This window comes from Marinobacter sp. P4B1 (genome assembly GCF_001447135.1).
GTDB classification, from domain to species: domain Bacteria; phylum Pseudomonadota; class Gammaproteobacteria; order Pseudomonadales; family Oleiphilaceae; genus Marinobacter; species Marinobacter vinifirmus.
This window is the reverse complement of record NZ_LLXM01000005.1, coordinates 444,494-462,728: the sequence shown is the minus strand read 5'-3', so window position 1 is coordinate 462,728 and position 18,235 is coordinate 444,494. Positions and strand designations below refer to the sequence as shown.

Genomic DNA, 18,235 nt, shown 5'->3' with positions numbered 1-18,235 from the left:
ATGACCAAAGAACACACGCATTCCGAGGGTGAACAGCAACTGGCTGAGAACCTGACGATCAACGAAGACCACCTGCTTGCCCACAACGTGGATGAAGAGCCGGTTGAAGCTAACCGACGCTTGTTCACCGGGTTGCTGCTCAAGTTTGTGGTGATGCTGGCCATCGCTTACTCGGTGTTTCATCTGTACACCTTGAACATAGCGCCCATGGAAACCTGGTCGTTCCGGATTGTGCACGTAGCCGGTGCCCTGGTACTGGGCTTTATCCTGTTTGCCGGCGCCCGTTTTGTATCGGCCGAGGAAGGCCCCGCCCGACACAGGTGGACCACCTGGATTGCCGGCGTAGCGACGATTCCTGCGTTGTACGCCCTGTATCAGACATGGTCGTTCAACCAGATGATCCAGAGCGGCACCATGCGTATTCCGGCCGAGCTGGAAACCTGGCACTTCGGCTGGCCGTTGCTGGCGGCGTCGGCCATTGGCATTGTAATGAGCTGGTTCCACCAGCGTGATCGCGCCCGCTTCAGCGTGCCGGACCTGGTTCTGATAGTGTGCTCCGTGTCGGTTGCCGCGTACTTGCTGATTGTTTTCAATACCTCCATGCGCATGACCACCGGCACGGCGTTTGCCCCGGTTGGCATTTCCTTTGCCGCAGTTGCCGGCACCGCGCTGATTATGGAATTGACCCGCCGGGTGGCTGGCCTGGCCCTGGTGGTTATCGGGCTGGTGTTCCTGGTTTATGTGTTCGCCGGGCCGTACCTGCCGGGCTTCCTGGGTTATCCGGGGCTGTCTGCCCAGCGTTTCTTCAGCCAGGTGTACACCGATGCGGGTATTCTTGGGCCCACCACCGCGGTGTCGTCTACCTACATTATTCTGTTCATCATCTTTGCGGCCTTTTTGCAGGCCTCCAAGGTGGGTGACTACTTTGTGAACTTTGCCTTTGCGGCAGCCGGTCGCTCCCGTGGAGGCCCTGCCAAGGTGGCGATTTTTGCCTCCGGCCTGATGGGGATGATCAACGGCACCAGTGCCGGTAACGTGGTGTCTACCGGTTCCCTGACCATTCCGCTAATGAAGCGGGTGGGGTACAGCAAGGAATCGGCCGGTGCGGTGGAAGCTGCAGCCTCTACCGGTGGCCAGATCATGCCGCCGATCATGGGTGCAGGCGCCTTCATCATGGCGGAGATTACCGGTATTCCCTATACCGAGATTGCCATTGCCGCGATTATTCCGGCCATCCTGTACTTCGCGTCTGTGTTCTTCATGGTGGACTTTGAAGCCAAGAAGCTGGGCATGCGTGGTATGCGCAGTGACGAACTGCCGAACCTGCGGCTGATGATGCGCCAGGTCTACCTGTTTGCGCCGATCATTATCCTGATTGTGGCGCTGTTCCAGGGCTACTCCGTGATCCGGGCCGGTACCCTGGCGACGGTATCTGCGGCGGTGGTGAGCTGGATTTCGCCCAACAAGATGGGTTTGAAGTCTATCCTTCGGGCCTTTGAAATTGCCGCTTACATGTCTATCCAGATCATCGTGGTGTGTGCCGCGGCCGGTATCATTGTGGGGGTTATTTCCCTGACCGGTGTGGGTGCGCGTTTCTCGGTGCTGCTGCTTGATGTGGCTGCCCACAGCCACCTGCTGGCACTGGTGTTTGCCATGTTCATCTCGATCTTGCTGGGTATGGGCATGCCAACCACGGCCGCCTATGCGGTGGCGGCCTCTGTGGTAGCGCCGGGCCTGGTGCAGCTGGGTATCGAGCCGCTGACCGCGCACTTCTTCGTGTTCTACTTTGCGGTGGTGTCTGCCATCACGCCGCCGGTTGCCCTGGCGTCTTACGCTGCGGCCGGTATTTCCGGTGCCAATGCCATGTCTACCTCGGTAGCGTCGTTCCGCATCGGTATTGCCGCGTTCATCGTGCCGTTCATGTTCTTCTATAACGGTGCGCTGTTGATGGAAGCCGGCTGGGTCGAGATCGCCCGGGCACTGGTTACCGCTACCTTCGGCGTGTACCTGTTGTCTGCCGGTGTGCTGGGCTGGTTTGCCCGCTCTGCCGCCCCGGTTCTGGTGCGCCTGTTGCTTGTCGCCGCTGCGCTGATGACCATCGAAGGCGGAGTGTGGACAGACCTGGCCGGTATCGGGCTTGCGGTGGTGGCGTTCCTGATCCAGCGCAAGCGGGCACCCGGGTTGGCTGCGGCCTGATATGGCAAGGCAAGGGCAGGGCAGCGGTCATGACGGCCTGTTGTCCTACCCGGATTCCGGCGCTAGTCTAGAGGCTTTGCCGGAATCCGAACCCATGCTTAACCGGATCAGCATTGCGGTTGTTCTGATTATTACCCTGCTGCTGTCCTGGCTGCTCGGGGGCTGGTCTGGTTACCGGCAACTGGAGCAGGACAGCCTGCAGGAAGCCTTTCGTTATCGCCAGCTGGTCGCCAACGAGCTTAACCGCTACCTGCCGGTGCCTGCCCTGATTGCCGAACACCCCCTGCTGGCGGACGCCCTGAAAGAACCGGATAACGCCGTTACCCTGCTCCGCGCCAACGAGCAGATGCAGCGGATGGCCACCATTGTGGGCGGCTCCGATATCTATCTGATGGACCTGACCGGGATGACCATTGCGGCCAACAATTTTGGCCAGCCAGATACTTTTGTGGGCAACAATTACGCCTTCCGGCCGTATTTTTCAGAAGCGGTTGCCACCGGCGGGTCGGTGGCCTACTTCGCACTGGGTAAGATCTCCTCGGAGCGGGGGTTGTATTTCACCAACCCGGTTCGTGACCAGCGCGGCAATATGCTGGGTGTTGTTGCTATCAAGGTTCTGGTGCACGAGCTGGAATCCCAGTGGCACCGGCCCGAAACCCGCCAGCATGCAGAGATGGTGGTGCTGGATGGCGACGGCATCAGCTTTTTGTCCAGCCGGACGGACTGGCTCTACCGGGATTTCAGGCCGACGGATAATGCCGAAGAGAATGCCAGGGTTCGCCAGCGCTATCCCGAGCGGGAACTGACGCCCATTGACTTTGTGGAGCAGGGCAAGCCCTGGGGGCTGGCGGACGAGTCAGCCCGCATCCGGTTAAGGGAAAGTGACAAGGCCGGAACCTACCTGACGGTTGAAACCGGTTTGCCCCGGCTGGACTGGAGCCTGCTGGTGCTGACAGACACCCGGCCGATACTGTGGACCCGCATCGGGTTTATGGCCGGTGGCCTGGCCCTGTTCCTGGCCTGCTTCCTGACCTGGCTGTACCTGCGCGAGCGTTACCGCCGGGAGCGGGAGCTGGCGCTCAGGGGTGAACAGCTGGAGCGCCGGGTGGCCCAGCGCACCGCAGATCTCCGTGAAACCCAGCAGGAGCTGATCCAGGCCGCCAAGCTGGCGGTGCTGGGCCAGATGTCCGCCGGCCTGAACCATGAAATTAACCAGCCCCTGACGGCGATCCAGGCCTATGCCCGTAACAGCCGGAAATTCCTGGAGCGGGGTGCCACCGATATGGTGGATGCCAACCTGGGCGAGATTGTTGGCCTGTGCGACAAGATGGCGGAGCTGATCCGGCAGTTCAAGGTGTTCGCCCGCAAGTCCGAGGGGCCGCCGTCGGTGGTGGACCTGCGCCTGCCGATTGATGCAGCGCTGAAAATTATCCGCGCCCAGAACGCCAGCGAGGGCATCAACATTCGCTGGCAGCGACCGGACAACCCGGTGATGTGCCACGGTGACCTGATCCGGGTGGAGCAGGTGATGGTTAACCTGCTGGCCAATGCGGTCCAGGCGGTGGAAGGCTGCGAGCAACCGCAGATTGATATCCTGGTTGCCGATGAAGGCGACGACTGGCGCTGCGTGGTGAAGGATAACGGCCATGGCTTGCCGGGTAATTCCGAGCAGGTGTTCGAGCCGTTCTTTACCACCCGATCGGTCAAGCAGGGGCTGGGGCTCGGCCTGTCGATCTCCCGGCAGATTGTTGAAGCACTTGGCGGCAGCCTGACCGGCCAGAACCGGGTCGACGGCCCCGGGGCGGAGTTTGTTCTGACACTGAAACAGCGTAAGGCAGAGGGATGACAATACCATCAGTGATTTTTGTGGATGATGACCCGGATATCCGGCCGGTGATGGAGCAAACCCTCACCCTGGAAGATATCCCGGTAGCCTGTTTTGCCGACGGAGCATCGGCGCTGAAGCTGGTGCAGCCGGAGTTCGAAGGCATCGTCCTGTGCGACTACAACATGCCGGGCATGGATGGCATGCAGCTGTTGCACGAGGTACGGAAGATTGATGAAGACATCCCGGTGATTCTGCTCACCGGCCAGGGCGACATCAGCACGGCGGTGTCGGCCATGCAGCAGGGGGCCTATGACTTCATCGAAAAGCCCTTTGACCACGACGAGCTGATCGAACTGCTGCGGCACGCCCTGGAAAAACGTCACCTGGCACTGGAAAACCGGCGCCTGAAGGCCCAGTTACGGCAGCTGGCCAAGCCCGGGCCGCGGGTTTTGGGTGATTCGCCAGCGATGCAGGCGGTAATGTCGACAATCGGGCCGATCCTGGATATTTCCGCAAACGTGCTGCTGCATGGTGAAACCGGTTCCGGTAAGGATGCCCTGGCCCGGTACATTCACGAAAGCAGCCCCCGCAGTGCCCACAACTTTGTTGCCATCAACTGCGGCGCGGTGCCCGAAAACCTGATCGAGAGTGAACTGTTCGGCCACGAAGCCGGGGCCTTCACCGGTGCCGAGAAGCGGCGTATCGGCAAGATTGAGCATGCCCACCGGGGCACTTTGTTCCTGGATGAAGTGGAAAGCATGCCCATGGCGCTGCAGGTGAAACTGCTTCGGGTACTTGAGGAGCTCCGGGTGGAGCGGCTGGGCAGCAACCAGTCAATAGATGTGGATGTGCGCATTATTGCCGCCACCAAGGCCGACCTGAAACAGCTCAGCGATGAGGGAGCGTTCCGGTCTGATCTCTACTACCGGCTGAATGTGGTGAAGGTGGATATTCCGCCCCTGCGGGAGCGCAAGGGAGACATTCCCACGCTGTTTCACCACTTTGCCCTGATTGCCGCCGCCCGTTACGACCGGGAGAGTGTTCCGCTGGATGCCCGCCAGGCGGCCCGGCTGATGCAGCACTCCTGGCCGGGCAACGTGCGGGAATTGCGAAACCTGGCGGAGCGTTACGTGCTGCTGGGGCCGGCCGCCCTGGACGGTGGTGACAGTTCCGAACAGGGCAACCTGTCCGGGCGCCAGACACTGTCCGAGATGATGGACGGGTTTGAACGCACGGCCATCGTCAGCGCGCTCAACGCCAGCCATGGCAGTATCAAAGACACTATGCTTCAGCTGGGAATTGCCCGCAAAACCCTGTACGACAAGATGAAGAAGCACGGCCTGGACAAGGCCCAGTTCAAGGATTAGCGCCCCTCAGGGCGCAATCTTTTTCTTAAGGGCCTTGGTCAGTGGCCGTGGCAAGCTCGGCAGCGACTTCAGCAGCCAGGGCAGTACTTTCCGTTTAACGCCATTCAGCGATTCCGGCACCACTGCTTCAATGAGGTGCGGCCCGGGGTGCGCCTGGGCGTACTCCATGGCTTTGATCAACTCTTCCGCCGTGCGCACTCGCACACCGTGCACACCCATGCTCTGGGCCAGCTGGGCGTAGTGGGTGACCGGCCCGCTGATGTCCAGCTGGGACTTTGCCTTGGCGCCGGCTTCTTCTGCACCTACCCGCTCCAGTTCCACGTTCAGGATGGAATAGGAGGCGTTGTTGAAGATGATGGTGGTTACGTTCAGGTTTTCCCGGGCCATGGTCCACAGGGCCTGGATGGTGTACATGGCGGTGCCGTCGCCAATCAGGGCGAACACCGGGCGGTCCGGGCAGGCGATGGCAGCACCTACCGCGTTGGGCAGGCCCTGGCCGATTGCGCCACCGGTGAGGGTGATCATGTCGTGGCGCGGAGCGCCTGCGGTCATGGCGTTGAGCATCAACCCGGAGGTGATGGATTCATCCACGATGATGCTGTTTTCCGGCATCAGCTCGCCCATGGCCCGGCACACTTTTTCAGCGGTCAGCTTGCCCTTGGGCAGTCCCGGCCGGCCTTCGGCCTGCAGCCTGGGCTCGGCACCGGCACCGGCAGCGCCCAGGGCTTCAGCCAGTTTGTTCAGGCTTGCGGCGGCGTCTTGCTCCGGAGTGCTGAGCGTGAGGGCGGTGCAGTTGTCGGGCACCAGGTAACTCTGCTTGCCCGGGTAGCCAAAGAACGACACCGGCGCCTTGGCGTCTACCAGCACCAGGTGGTCGAATTCAGACAGCTGCAGGGTGGCCAGTTCAGCCAGGTAGGCTATCCGCTCTACCGGGGGCAGGCCTGCGCCCCGTTCGATGCGGGTCGGGAAGGTTTCGGCAAACAGGGTAACGCCACTGTGGGCGGCAATGCGGGCTGCGGCCATCAATGCCGGCTCCCGCAGGGCGCGGCCACCGAGTAACAGGGCGGTTTTCTGGCCACTGGCGATGGCGTCTTTTACCGCCTGAACGGCGGCATCGTCCGCCGCCTGGGCTTCCGGCTGTGGCAGTGGCGCACAGGGTTGGCCGCCTTCGCCCCAGGATACATCGGCGGGCAGGATCAGGGTCGCTACCTGCCCGGGCAGGCCCTTGGCCACTGCGATGGCTTCGGCGGCGTCCTGGCACAGGGCTTCGGTGCTTTGAGAGGTGCGCACAAAGCCCGGAGACACGTTGCGGGCCACGGTTTCGATGTCGGATTGCAACTGGGCATCGTACTTCACGTGATAGGTGGCGTGGTCGCCGACAATGTTCACCACCGGCACCTTGCCTTTGCGGGCGTTGTGTAGGTTGGCCAGGCCATTGCCCAGGCCGCAGCCCAGGTGCAGCAGCGTTGCTGCGGGCTTGTCGGCCATGCGGGCGTAGCCGTCGGCGGCACCGGTGGCTACGCCTTCAAACAGGGCCAGTACGGCGCGCATTTTCGGCTCGCTGTCCAGGGCGGCCACAAAGTGCATCTCGCTGGTGCCGGGGTTGGTAAAGCAGACTTCAATGCCGGCATCGACCAGTGTTTTCATCAAGGCTTGGGCGCCGTTTGGCATGTTCTCTCTCCTGATCCTGTCGGATTCTTGTTTTCGCTTGATAGTCGGTTAGTTAACGGCCACTGACGATGGACCTTGCCGCCGCCCGGGCGGTCATGATGCAGCCGGGCAGGAAGGTGCCTTCCAGTGATCGCTTGCCGTTAGCGCCACCGCCACCAAAGCCTGCGGCTTCGCCGACACAGTAAAGCCCGCTGACCGGCTGGCCGCTGGCGTCCAGCACCCGGCTTTGCAGGTCGGTACGCAGGCCGCCCAGGCTTTTTCGGGTGGTCAGCTGCATGTGGATGGCAATAAACGGCCCCGCGCCGGGCTTCTGCAGGGGGGCCGGCTTGCAGGTGCGCAGCTTGTCTGGCCCCCACTGGCGGGCATGCAGGATTTTGCGGATTTGCGGGTCGTTATTCAGTTGGCTGCCCTTGCTGAAATTGGCGTCGAAGGCATCGGCGGTGGCTTTCAGGGTGGCCGGGTTGATGTCCAGCGAGCTGGTGAGCGCGTTCATTTTTTCTGCCAGTCCTTCCAGGGTGTCGTCCACCAGGAAGTGGGGGCTTTCGTGGGCCATCTGGTTGACCAGCGGTTTGTTGCCCAACAGCAGTTCTTTCAGGAACAGCGGGAACTGCTTGTCGCGGATGCGGGCGTTGTGTTCGGCACCGGAGATGGCAAATTCTTTCAGGGCAATGCGCCGGTTCAGCAGGTGCCAGGTCCAGGGTTTTTCCTGCTCCGCTACGCGCTGGCACAGCCAGTGGGTGTCGAAACCGGTCACCAGGGGCTCCGGCCCGATGCGCTCACCACGATGGTTCAGCCACAGGGCGGATTTGCACGGAATGGTCGACAGGCCATGGCCGGGGAAGTGCGGGTAGGGGTGGGGAAAGCCTGCCGCGTAGTTCCACATTTCGCCGGCGTGGGTGATTTTCGCGCCCAGGTGGTCTTCGGCCCAGTGGTGCAGCTTGCCGTCGGCAAAGGGGTGGGCGCCATTGAGCATGGTGGCCGGTTGTGGCCGGTGTTCGGGCCAGTTGGCACGGCATTCGGCATGGCTGCCGTTAATGCCACCCATGGCCAGTACCACGGTGGGTGCGCTCAGCCGGACTTCCTCGCCAGTGGATTCCTTGATGGCCAGGGCGCCGCCGATGTTGCCCGCCTGTTGCTCCAGGGCCGTTACCTTGTGGCCGTGCAGGATGGTCAGGCCATGTTGGGTGTCGGCGTTGTGCAGGGCATTGATCATGCGGCGGGTCAGTTCCCGGGACGTGCCCCAGACTATGTGGTAGCGGGGTACGGAGTTGCCGTCACCAAACCGGCCGCGTTCTACCCAGTTGACCGCCGGCATGAATTTCAGGCCTTCGTCGATCAGCCAGTCGTGCACCTCGGTGCGGGAGTTTTCCACGTAATAGCGGGCCCACTGCATGGGCCACTCGTCGGTCGGGTCCAGCTCTCCGAAGCTTATCCAGTCTTGCAGGGCCCGCTCCGGGGAATCGGCAATTTTCATGCGCCTTTGCAGGGGAGTTTCGATCAGCGCCATGCCGCCAAAGGCCCAGAGTGCAAGCCCGCCAAGGCGCTCCGGAGTGTCCCGGTCGACAATGGTCACGGTTTTGCCGGCCCGCACGGCTTCCAGGGCGGTGACAATGCCAGCCAGGCCGCCTCCGGCAATCACGATGTCTGAGGCTATGTGTCTGGCCATTAACGCTATCCCCTTTGTTTTTTGGTGTTTTTATAGAAGAGACAATATACCGCAAGACAGGATTCTGAATTGACCTTCGAGGCCAACATGGTTGGCCTCAAATGCCATGATCAGAGGTTGGCTTCAGCGAACTCCGCCAGTACCGAGCGCGGTACGCCCTGAAGGTGGATGTGGCCGCCATGGCGGAAGCCCTTGAAGCGTTCGGTCATGTAGGTCAGGCCGGAGCTCAGGGGGCTCAGGTACGGGGTGTCAATCTGCGCCAGGTTGCCCAGGCAGATCACCTTGGAGCCGTTACCGGCCCGGGTGATGATGGTCTTGATCTGGTGCGGGGTCAGGTTCTGGGATTCATCTATGATGATCAGGCTGTGCTGGAAGCTGCGGCCCCGGATGTAGTTCATGGACTTGAAGTGCAGGGGCACCTTGCTGAGGATGTAATCCACGCTGGCGGTCATGTTCTCGTCGTCTTCGTGCAGGGCTTCAAGGTTGTCCACGATGGCGCCCAGCCAGGGCTCCATTTTTTCCGCCTCGGTGCCCGGCAAAAAGCCGATATCTTCGTCCAGCCCTTGAGTAGAGCGTGTGGCGATGATGCGCTTGTACAGCTTGCTGGCCACGGTCATTTCAATGCAGGCCGCCAGGGCCAGGATGGTTTTACCGGAGCCGGCGGAACCGGTCAGGTTCACCAGGTGGATATCCGGGTCCAGCAGCAGATGCAGGGCCATGGCCTGGTAGATGTCCCTGGGTACCAGGCCCCAGACTTCTTCGTTCATCAGGTCGTGCTGGTGCAGGTCTTTGATCACCAGCTGGTCGTCCGAGATATCCACCACCTGGCCGATAAAGCCCCGCTCATCGATCACGAATTCGTTGATGTTCAGCCTGGCCAGTTCGCCTTCGCGCTTGAGCAGGTGTTCGGTTACCCCTTCCCGCTGTACGGTTTCCACCTTGGCGATGTTGTCCCAGAAGGAATCCGGAAATTCCTTGTAGCCCCTGGGCAGCAGGTCGATGTCATCCAGCAGCTGGTCGTTGTGGTAGTCCTGGGCTTCTACGCCAAAGCCCCGGGCTTTCAGCCGCATGTTGATGTCTTTGCTGACCAGGATGATGTCGCGGGATTTGTGCCGGGCCTGCAGGGCCGCCAGGGTGTTGATGATCTTGTTGTCGTTCAGGTGTTCGGGCAGCGAATGGGTGCCGGCACCCTCGGTACTCATGATGATCGACAGGCTACCCAGTGGATCCGCCTTTTTGCCGCGCAGAATGGGTACGCCTTTTTCAATGTCCTTCGGGCTGGCATCGCCCAGCAGTTTGTCGATGTTGCGAATGGCCTGGCGGCAGTCGGCAGCAACGGTCTGTTTGCCGGACTTCAGGCTGTCGAGTTCTTCGAGGACAGTCATCGGAATGATGACATCGTGTTCTTCAAAGTTCAGGAGGGCATTCGGATCGTGGATCAGGACATTGGTGTCGAGGACGTACATCTTCTTGCGAGCTTGCGGTGCTCTGGGCATAGGGTGAGTTACCTCTCTGGTGGCTCAGTCGTTCTCGGCGCAGCGCCGGCTCAGTTCCTGGTCGGAAACCAGCTTCAGCATGTCGTAGGTAGTAATGATGCCGGTAATTTTTGAATCCCGGGTGACAAAGATCCGGTGCAGGTGCTCGCGCATCATGATGTTGGCAATGTCTCGCACCGGGGTGTCCTCGTCAACCGAGAGTACGATCGGTGTCATGATATCGCGCACTTCTACCGGCACCTTACCCATTTCTTCGAAAATCACCATGCGCAGCCGCCGGGCTTCTTCCTGCTCTTCTTCGGTGAGCTTGGGCTGGTCTCCGGAGCGGGCAGCATTCCAGCGGAATTCGGTGATGTCTTTGAGGGTGGCAATGCCGATGATGTCGCCGTTGTCGTCGGTTACCGGGCTGCCGGTAATTTCGTTGTCGGTGAGGAATCGGGCCAGCCTGTCCATGGTCCAGTGGTGGGGGACGGCTTTGATGGTGGGGGTCATGATCTCATGGGCGAGAACAGTCATTGGCAGGCGTCTTCCATTTGCGGTGCTTTTGCTGAAGCTTAGTCGTTCCGTGGCCCGCAGTCACCCCTGTTTGTGCGCCGGTTAGCGGTTGTCAGGCACAACGCCTTGCAGGTTGCCGTCTTCGGCCCATTCCAGCCGGTAGCCCTGATACTTGTCAGACTGAGCCACTGCCTCCAGCGCCTGCATGGACTTGACGGGGATATCCACCAGGAGGTTGTTCACCAGCCAGCCGGGCAGGGAGCCGTTGGGCTCGGTGTGCTGTACCCACACCAGGTGGGTGCGCTCGCCCCGGGGCGTGAACTGGTAGAGGGTATTGGATACGTCAACCCGAACCCGGCTGCTGTACTCTGCCCGCATGCCTGGAGTGGCGTTCAGGTCCATGATGACCTGGCCGGTGTCGGCATCGCCCCGGGTGCGGATGCGCAGAACATAGTCCCGGTCGGTTACCGGCCAGGGCATGTCGTTTACCGAGTAGGCGTAGCGGTCGTGGAAATCTCCCTGGCCGAAGGCATAGGATTCCGAGCAGTTGAGCACCCATTCCTCGCAGGATTCCGGGTTGATCATGACCGCCATCAGGTTTTCGACGGGGGCGTCCAGTTCGGCTACGGCTTTGAAGGCCTGGAAGCCGGAACCGGGCTGGTCCATTGTGTAGATGCGGATGTTGTCGACTTCTTTCTGCAGGGCCCATTGCGCGGCGTCGATGGCCGGCAGGTTACCCGTTTCGGCGCCTGTGGCGGGGGCGGACAGGACAATGCCGGTAACAAGGCCGGCCAGACTGATCAAGGAGGCCCTGAAGCCAAGGGCTCTGGTAAACAGCATAAGCTACACTTTGATGAGGAAGTTGGCGGCAGTCTATCACGGAGCCCTCGCGGCCTTTGGTGCCGGAACAAGGGTTTGTGAACCAGGTAACTTACTGAATCGCCCGAGGGCGCAATTGGCCTGATCTGACGGAAAATATGACAAAACAAACACTGATCGATGCAAAGGGGCGGTTTACCCCCGGGGTCCTGGACCAGCCGGTGGAAACCATCAATTACCTGGATTACGACCTGCGTACGGTGATGGACAAGCCGCGGTCCCGGCTGGCGAAGCGCTGGCGGTTCAACCAGTTCCAGTTTGTCAGTGCCATGGCGCCGGGCTGGGTGTTCGGCATGGCGATTGTGGACCTGAAGCTGCTGGGCAGCGGGTTTTTCTACCTGTTCGATTTCGAGAGCGGGCAGATGTTCGAACAATCGTTCATGCAGCCGTTGGCCCGGCACACCGTGATCGAGCCTTTTCCGGAGCATGGCGCGTCCTGCTTTCGCAAGGGCGAGGTGAGCCTTGCCATCGAGCCGACGGAGGGCGGCCGCAAGGTACATGTGACAGCACCGGGAACAATCCGGGTAGACCTGACGCTGCAGGATACCGACCAGCCCCTGCGGCTGGTGTGCCCGGCCGGCTACAACGGCTGGGTGTTTACCCGGAAATCCGCCGGGCTGGCGGTGGATGGGGAGGTACGCTGGGGCGGGCAGGCGTGGCGCTGTGACGAGCAAACCCGGGCGTCCATCGACTGGAGTTGTGGGTTTATGCGCCGGGAAACTGCCTGGAACTGGGCCTGCCTGGCCGGTGTGGCCGAAGATGGCACATCCATCGGCCTGAACCTGGCTGCCGGGGTAAACGAAACCGGTATGACAGAAAACGCCCTGTGGCTGGATGGCCAGTGTATCAAGCTGGGGGCGGCCCGCTTTGTGTTCGACCGGTATCGGGCCGGTAGTGAATGGCGGGTAACCACCGGGGACGGCCGGGTAGACCTGGCCTTTGAGCCAGCCGGCGTGCGCAAGGAGCGGTTGAATGCCTGGGTGCTGGCGTCCAACTTCCGGCAGTTTGCCGGCACCTTTAGCGGTACGGTGACGGATGAGACGGGCAAAAAAATCCCCGTAGCCGGGCTACGGGGATTGGTGGAAGATCACTTCGCCCGCTGGTAACGCGGGCGCCGCCGTTATTTTTCCGGCAGGGTGACGTTCAGTTCCAGTACCGAACAGCTTTCGTTACGGTCCACATCTACCTGGACCATGTCGTCGCTGATCTGCACGTATTTGCGAATCACATCCAGCAGTTCCTGCTGCAGCTGTGGCAGGTAATCCGGCTGTTCACGCTGGCCCCGCTCATGGGCAACAATAATCTGCAGTCGCTCCTTGGCGACACTGGCGGTGCTGTTTTTCTTGCTTCTGAAGTAATCGAAAAAACTCATCCCTTACCCCCCTTTAAACATCCGTGAGAAGAAGCCTTTTTTCTGGGACGTCATGAAACGGTGTTCCCGTTCCTCACCCAGCAGCCTCGCAACGGCATCTTCATAGGCCAGGCCGGCATCGCTGTTTTCTTCCAGGATCACCGGAAGGCCCTGGTTGGAGGCGTTCAGTACCACCTGGCTTTCCGGGATAACGCCCAGCAGGGGGATGGCCAGGATTTCTTCAACGTCTTTTACCGACAGCATTTCGCCACGGTCTACCCGGTCCGGGTTGTAGCGGGTCAGCAGCAGGTGTTCTTTCACTGGGTCCTGGCCCATTTCGGCGCGGCGGGACTTGCTCTGCAGAATGCCCAGAATGCGGTCAGAATCCCGCACCGAGGACACTTCCGGGTTGGTAACCACGATGGCCTCATCGGCATAGTACAGGGCCATCTGGGCGCCGTGCTCGATGCCGGCCGGGGAGTCGCACACGATGTAATCGAAAGTCTGCGACAGCTCGTTGATGACCTTCTCTACGCCTTCCCGGGTGAGGGCTTCTTTTTCACGGGTCTGGGAAGCCGGCAGGATGTACAGGGTTTCTACCCGCTTATCCTTGATCAACGCCTGGTTCAGGGAGGCTTCGCCCTGGATCACGTTTACGAAGTCGTAAACCACCCGGCGCTCGCAGTTCATGATCAGGTCGAGGTTACGCAGGCCCACATCGAAGTCGATTACGACGGTCTTGTGGCCGCGCTTGGCAAGGCCGGTGCTGATTGAAGCGCTGGTGGTGGTTTTACCAACGCCGCCTTTTCCTGAGGTAACGACAATGATTCTAGCCAAGGTTCAATTCCTGTTTCGCAGTGGATTCGTCATGTCTTCATATGTTGTTTTTGGCTGTCACAACATCAGGCCTTGTCCAGTGGCGTTACCACCAGCAGGTAGTCCCTGAGCTGGATCTGCACAGCGCCTTTCCAGCCATTGTCCTGAAGATCTTCGGAGATTTTATAGTGTCCGGCGACGGACACAAGCTCCGCTTCAAGTGACTGGCAGAATACCCGGGCGCTCTCGGCACCGTGGATACCGGCCAGTGCCCGCCCTCGCAGGGGGCCGTACACGTGAATATTGCCTGCGGCCAGTACTTCGGCACCTGCCTGCACCGGCGCCAGGATAATCAGGTCTCCCTCCGGAGCATACACCTGCTGGCCGGAACGCACCGGCTGGCTGATGATGCGGGCCGGGGCCGGTTCTGCGGTTGACAGCGCAGCGGCCGGCGCTTCAGCTACCGGGGCCTCTTCGGCCGCGGCTTCCGGTTCCGGGGCTGCCGTTTGTGGCTTTTCGCGCACCGTTCCGCCTGGCAGCAGGGCCAGGGAAGCGCCCCGGGCCAGCCGGCGCTGGTCTTCATTGCCGGCACGAACACCAATCACGTGGATGTTGTGGCGGCGACAGGTACCGATGATCTTGAAGAAATCCAGTTCGCTGTCCAGGCCTTCGTATTTCTCCAGGCTGATGATCAGCGGGATGTCTTTGAAGAAACCCGGTGCCTGGCTGATCTTGTCCCGCAGGTTGGCTTCGAATTCTTCGTTGTCGAAGTAGTAAAGCTCCAGGGCCGTCAGTGAGACGTTTGCGCTTTTCAGCTGGAAACTCTGTTTTACCCCGGAGGTGGCGGTATCGCTCATGAATAGCAGTCTTCCCTGGTGTTTTACGAGTTGGTTTCGTTTCTCGGGCGCAATGGCTGGCCGTCAAAGCGGATTCCGGACCAGCCGGTGCTGATGAACTGGCGGATGTTGCCGTGGCTGTCGCCGGCCGGGTCGCCCAGTACCTGCTGGTAGTGCTGGGCAAACAGCTGCAGGGTATCGGCTTCGTTCAGGTTGCAGTACTGGCCCAGGGCAAACACCCGGCAGGAACCGGCGTTCTCGCCGGCCTCGTTACGCAGCGGACCGTTGTTGAATCCGGTGGGCTGGAACTCGAAGTGCTGGTCGATCAGTGCCAGGGTGTCGTCAAAACTGGCGTGGCCGCCCTGCAGGGAGGCCAGGTGAATGCGAACGGCTTCAGCAGCGTTCATTATTTGTGGTCCTGTTTCGGGCCGATCTGATACTTCGCTTTCCAGTCTTCGTAAGGCATGCCGTAGATTTCTTCACGGGCGGCCGGGTCTGTGATCTCGAACCCGCGTTCGGCGGCTTCGGCGCGGTACCACTTGGACAAGCAGTTGCGGCAGAAGCCGGACAGGTTCATCAGGTCGATGTTCTGTACGTCGGTGCGCTCGCGCAGGTGCGCAACCAGGCGGCGGAAGGCGGCCGCTTCGATTTCAGTGCGATCGTTCTCGGGGATGGGATTAGTCATGGAGCCTCACAGTGATGTACCGGGTTATGTTCTGGGTTTCCTGACATTCTCGGCATGTTACCGTAAGATACAAGGCTGTATAAACGTACAGATTGTTAACGTGAGCCTGCCTGTATGGCCCAGCGCAAGATCATCCATGTAGATTGCGACTGTTTTTACGCCGCTGTCGAGATGCGTGACGACCCGTCTTTGCGGGACGTTCCGCTGGCTGTGGGCGGCGCCGGCGGCCGTGGTGTGGTGACTACCTGCAATTATAAGGCCCGGGCTTTTGGCGTGCGCTCGGCCATGCCGGGCAGCGAGGCCCGGCGTCTGTGCCCCGGGCTGGTGATGGTGCCACCGGACCTGGGCAAGTACCGGGCGGTTTCCCAGCAGGTGATGGCCATTCTTCGTGATATGACCGACCTGGTGGAGCCGCTGTCGCTGGATGAAGCCTTCCTGGATGTCTCCGACATTACCGACCATAAAGGCAGTGCCACCCTGATGGCCCGGCACCTGCGGGAGCGGGTGAAGCGGGAGGTGGGCATCACCATTTCCGCCGGGGTGGCACCAAACAAGTTCCTGGCCAAGATTGCCAGCGACTGGCGCAAGCCCGACGGCCTGTTTGTGATCACGCCGGAGGAGGTGCAGGCGTTTGTAAAGGCGCTGCCGGTGGAAAAACTGTTTGGTGTGGGCCAGGTAACGGCAGGCAAGTTGCACGCGCTGGGGGTCGAAACCTGTGGTGATATGCAGGCTTTAGGCGCCGATGTGCTGATCGAGAAATTTGGCAAGCAGGGCTACCGGCTGTTCGAGATGGCCCATGGCCGGGATGAGCGCCCGGTGGTGGTGTCGCGGGTGGCGAAATCGGTCAGCGTAGAGCGCACCTTCTCCCAGGATTTGCCGGGCAAGGAGGCCTGTGAATCGGTGATGCCGGCGCTGGTGGCCGATCTCAACCTGCGCCTGGCCCGCAAGGGCCGGGACAAGCCCATCCACAAACTGTTCGTGAAAATCCGTTACAGCGATTTTTCGACTCACACCCTGGAGCGGGTGCGGGACACGGTGGCGGAACCGGCTCCGGAGGATTACCAGCCGTTGCTGGATGAACTGGTCAGCAACCGGGATCGTCCGGTGCGGTTGATGGGAGTAGGGGTGCGTTTTCGCAACGACGAAGCGCCGGTTACCCAGCTGCGACTGTTTGACTGAGCGGCAGCAGATCGCCGAACAGCTGTACTGAAGCCCAGCCCATCAGGCCGCCAATCAGGGCGCCGGCCGCCACGTCACTCGGATAGTGCAGCCCCAGCACCACCCTGGAAGCAGCTACAGACAGGGTAAACGGCAGGATGGCCCAGGCCAGCGCCGGAAGGGTGGCAAACAGCATGGCCTGGAAACACACCGCGTGCAGGGTGTGGCCCGACGGGAAGCTGTAGCGGTCCAGTGGGGGTGTAGCGCAGTTGATGGCCGGGAAAGAAATAAATGGCCGCTCGCGGATCAGCCAGTGCTTGAGGCCTTTATAGCTAATAGTGCAGGTCAGCCCGGTAAACGCCATCAGTACGGCGATGTTCTGGCCGTGGGCCGGTGCCATAAAGGGTATGGCAAGAATCAGTGCGTACCAGAGCCAGCCATCACCCAGCCGGCTGACCAGCTGGAAGTAGCCTTTTACCGGCCGGAAACGAGTGGTGCGGTTGATAGACTGGCACAGGGCGTATTCACGCTGGTCGGCCAGTTCAAAGAGTCTGGATGCTTTGCTTGTTGACGCCATGGTATCGGGCCTGTGCAGGTTGGTTGAGTACCAGTTGTTCGAATTGTTCTATCTGGCTGTGCCAGCTCAGCTCCAGTGCATCCAGCCGGGCCTGGGCCCGTATCCGTTGCAGCAGGCTGGGTTGGTCTGCCAGTCGCAGGGCGTTGTTGATAAAGCTTTCGTCTTCGGTGAGCGGCGCTTTCAGGCCGTTCTCCTCGTGCCGGATGTGTTCCGCCGCAGCGGCATCGTCAAACGCCACTACCGCCAGGCCGCTGGCCATGGCTTCCAGCACCACGTTGCCGAAGGTGTCGGTTTTGCTGGGGAACAGGAACAGGTCGCCGGAGGCATAGTGCCGGGCCAGGTCGTCGCCTTGCCGGGTACCACAGAAAATGTAGTCCGGGTGTCGCTCTTCCAGCTGACGCAGCAGTGGCCCATCGCCCACCAGGATAAACCGGGCGTTGGCATGCAGGCCTTTGATGCGCTCGAAGCAGGCCACGGCTTTGCGGATGTTTTTTTCCAGTGCCAGACGCCCCACATAGAGCACGGCTTTGTCGTTTTCGCCCAGGCCCCAGCCCTTGCGCAGGCCTGCATCACGCTTGTGGGGAGTAAAGCGCTGACAATCCACACCCCGGGCCCACAGGCCGGCGTTGGTGATGCCCATGCTGCGGGTAACCGCCTGCATTTTCCGGGTTGGCACCAGGGTCAGGGCCGTGCGGTTATGGAACCAGCGGCCGTAGGCGCACAGCAGGCGTTCCAGTGCGCCCACGCCGTAGTAATGGGAGTAGCTGTGAAAGTTGGTGTGGAAGCCAGAGATGACCGGGATCTGCAGTTTTCGTGCAGCAGACACAGCGGCAATCCCGAGGGGCCCCTGGGTTGCCACGTAAACGGCATCCGGCAGGCGGTTCTGCCACAAATTCTTCAGGGTGGCGGGGCGGGAGAGGCCGAACTGCAGGTCTTTGTAGCCGGGCAGGGGCAGGCCGGAAACAATCAGCTCCCGGGAACACAGGCCGTCGCCGTTACAGTCGAACAGGCCTTTGCCTTCCCGGCGCTGACCAGGGCGAACCACCGTAACCACATGCCCACGCTGCACCAGCCCCTGGCACAGGTGCTTCATGGTGTTGGCCACGCCATTGATTTCCGGCGGAAACGTCTCGGAAACAATGGTAATGTGGTGTGCGCGCCGGTCAGTTGGCGGGAGTTCTGTCACGGCTTGTCCTGAAGGTTTTTCTGTCATG

At 60.9% G+C, this 18,235-nt stretch carries 17 protein-coding genes; 5 read left to right on the top strand and 12 right to left on the bottom strand.

Annotated features, from left to right (window positions below):
* From AQ621_RS03835 to AQ621_RS03825, 3 genes are all read left to right on the top strand, one after another.
* The gene (locus tag AQ621_RS03835) at window positions 1-2,196 is read left to right on the top strand and encodes a TRAP transporter permease (RefSeq protein ID WP_058340338.1); all 2,196 of its coding nucleotides are present in this window, start codon (window positions 1-3) and stop codon (window positions 2,194-2,196) included.
* 94 nt (window positions 2,197-2,290) lie between these two features.
* On the top strand, window positions 2,291-4,042 hold the full coding sequence (locus AQ621_RS03830) for a sensor histidine kinase (RefSeq protein WP_058340337.1): 1,752 nt from the start codon (window positions 2,291-2,293) through the stop codon (window positions 4,040-4,042).
* Window positions 4,039-5,391: a sigma-54-dependent transcriptional regulator gene (locus tag AQ621_RS03825; protein WP_058340336.1), complete on the top strand. Its 1,353-nt coding sequence runs from the start codon at window positions 4,039-4,041 to the stop codon at window positions 5,389-5,391. Before AQ621_RS03830 ends, AQ621_RS03825 begins: the two co-directional genes overlap by 4 nt.
* A gap of 6 nt (window positions 5,392-5,397) precedes the next feature.
* Here the strand turns inward: AQ621_RS03825 and AQ621_RS03820 are convergent, their stop codons facing one another.
* The 5 genes from AQ621_RS03820 to AQ621_RS03800 all read right to left on the bottom strand — a co-directional run bounded on the left by AQ621_RS03820 (window position 5,398) and on the right by AQ621_RS03800 (window position 11,559).
* A complete protein-coding gene (locus AQ621_RS03820) occupies window positions 5,398-7,062 on the bottom strand; it encodes an acetolactate synthase large subunit (protein WP_058340335.1) in 1,665 nt (554 codons plus the stop codon).
* 52 nt (window positions 7,063-7,114) lie between these two features.
* Window positions 7,115-8,728, bottom strand: coding sequence for an FAD-dependent oxidoreductase (locus AQ621_RS03815; RefSeq protein WP_058340334.1), 1,614 nt, complete (start codon window positions 8,726-8,728; stop codon window positions 7,115-7,117).
* A 110-nt stretch (window positions 8,729-8,838) separates the two neighbouring features.
* Window positions 8,839-10,224, bottom strand: coding sequence for a PhoH family protein (locus AQ621_RS03810; RefSeq protein ID WP_227508216.1), 1,386 nt, complete (start codon window positions 10,222-10,224; stop codon window positions 8,839-8,841).
* Between the two features lie 24 nt (window positions 10,225-10,248).
* Complete coding sequence (locus tag AQ621_RS03805; protein WP_058340332.1) at window positions 10,249-10,740, bottom strand: CBS domain-containing protein; 492 nt, start codon at window positions 10,738-10,740, stop codon at window positions 10,249-10,251.
* Between the two features lie 81 nt (window positions 10,741-10,821).
* The gene (locus AQ621_RS03800; RefSeq protein WP_058340331.1) at window positions 10,822-11,559 is read right to left on the bottom strand and encodes an START domain-containing protein; all 738 of its coding nucleotides are present in this window, start codon (window positions 11,557-11,559) and stop codon (window positions 10,822-10,824) included.
* Window positions 11,560-11,696: 137 nt separating this feature from the next.
* Here AQ621_RS03800 and AQ621_RS03795 point away from each other — a divergent pair, with 137 nt between their 5' ends.
* Window positions 11,697-12,704, top strand: a complete 1,008-nt coding sequence (locus tag AQ621_RS03795; protein ID WP_058340330.1) for a DUF2804 domain-containing protein — start codon at window positions 11,697-11,699, stop codon at window positions 12,702-12,704.
* Between the two features lie 14 nt (window positions 12,705-12,718).
* On the opposite strand, the gene minE is transcribed toward AQ621_RS03795, so the two are convergent.
* From minE to AQ621_RS03770, 5 genes are all read right to left on the bottom strand, one after another.
* Window positions 12,719-12,970, bottom strand: coding sequence for a cell division topological specificity factor MinE (gene minE / locus AQ621_RS03790; RefSeq protein WP_058340329.1), 252 nt, complete (start codon window positions 12,968-12,970; stop codon window positions 12,719-12,721).
* 3 nt (window positions 12,971-12,973) lie between these two features.
* The gene (gene minD, locus AQ621_RS03785; RefSeq protein WP_058340328.1) at window positions 12,974-13,786 is read right to left on the bottom strand and encodes a septum site-determining protein MinD; all 813 of its coding nucleotides are present in this window, start codon (window positions 13,784-13,786) and stop codon (window positions 12,974-12,976) included.
* Window positions 13,787-13,851: 65 nt separating this feature from the next.
* Window positions 13,852-14,622: a septum site-determining protein MinC gene (minC, locus tag AQ621_RS03780; RefSeq protein ID WP_058340327.1), complete on the bottom strand. Its 771-nt coding sequence runs from the start codon at window positions 14,620-14,622 to the stop codon at window positions 13,852-13,854.
* Between the two features lie 23 nt (window positions 14,623-14,645).
* Complete coding sequence (locus tag AQ621_RS03775; RefSeq protein ID WP_058340326.1) at window positions 14,646-15,008, bottom strand: HopJ type III effector protein; 363 nt, start codon at window positions 15,006-15,008, stop codon at window positions 14,646-14,648.
* Window positions 15,008-15,286, bottom strand: a complete 279-nt coding sequence (locus AQ621_RS03770; protein ID WP_058340325.1) for a DUF1244 domain-containing protein — start codon at window positions 15,284-15,286, stop codon at window positions 15,008-15,010. Before AQ621_RS03770 ends, AQ621_RS03775 begins: the two co-directional genes overlap by 1 nt.
* 114 nt (window positions 15,287-15,400) lie before the next feature.
* Between AQ621_RS03770 and dinB the strand changes: the two genes are divergently transcribed.
* Window positions 15,401-16,465 (top strand): DNA polymerase IV, encoded by a 1,065-nt coding sequence (gene dinB / locus AQ621_RS03765; RefSeq protein ID WP_058340324.1) that lies wholly within the window; start codon window positions 15,401-15,403, stop codon window positions 16,463-16,465.
* Here the strand turns inward: dinB and AQ621_RS03760 are convergent.
* Both AQ621_RS03760 and AQ621_RS03755 read right to left on the bottom strand, forming a co-directional pair.
* Window positions 16,440-17,021, bottom strand: coding sequence for a phosphatase PAP2 family protein (locus tag AQ621_RS03760; protein ID WP_058340323.1), 582 nt, complete (start codon window positions 17,019-17,021; stop codon window positions 16,440-16,442). The two genes, dinB and AQ621_RS03760, sit on opposite strands and share 26 nt — an antisense overlap.
* Window positions 16,987-18,234, bottom strand: coding sequence for a glycosyltransferase family 4 protein (locus tag AQ621_RS03755; protein ID WP_058340453.1), 1,248 nt, complete (start codon window positions 18,232-18,234; stop codon window positions 16,987-16,989). Before AQ621_RS03755 ends, AQ621_RS03760 begins: the two co-directional genes overlap by 35 nt.
* Window position 18,235 lies beyond the last annotated feature (1 nt).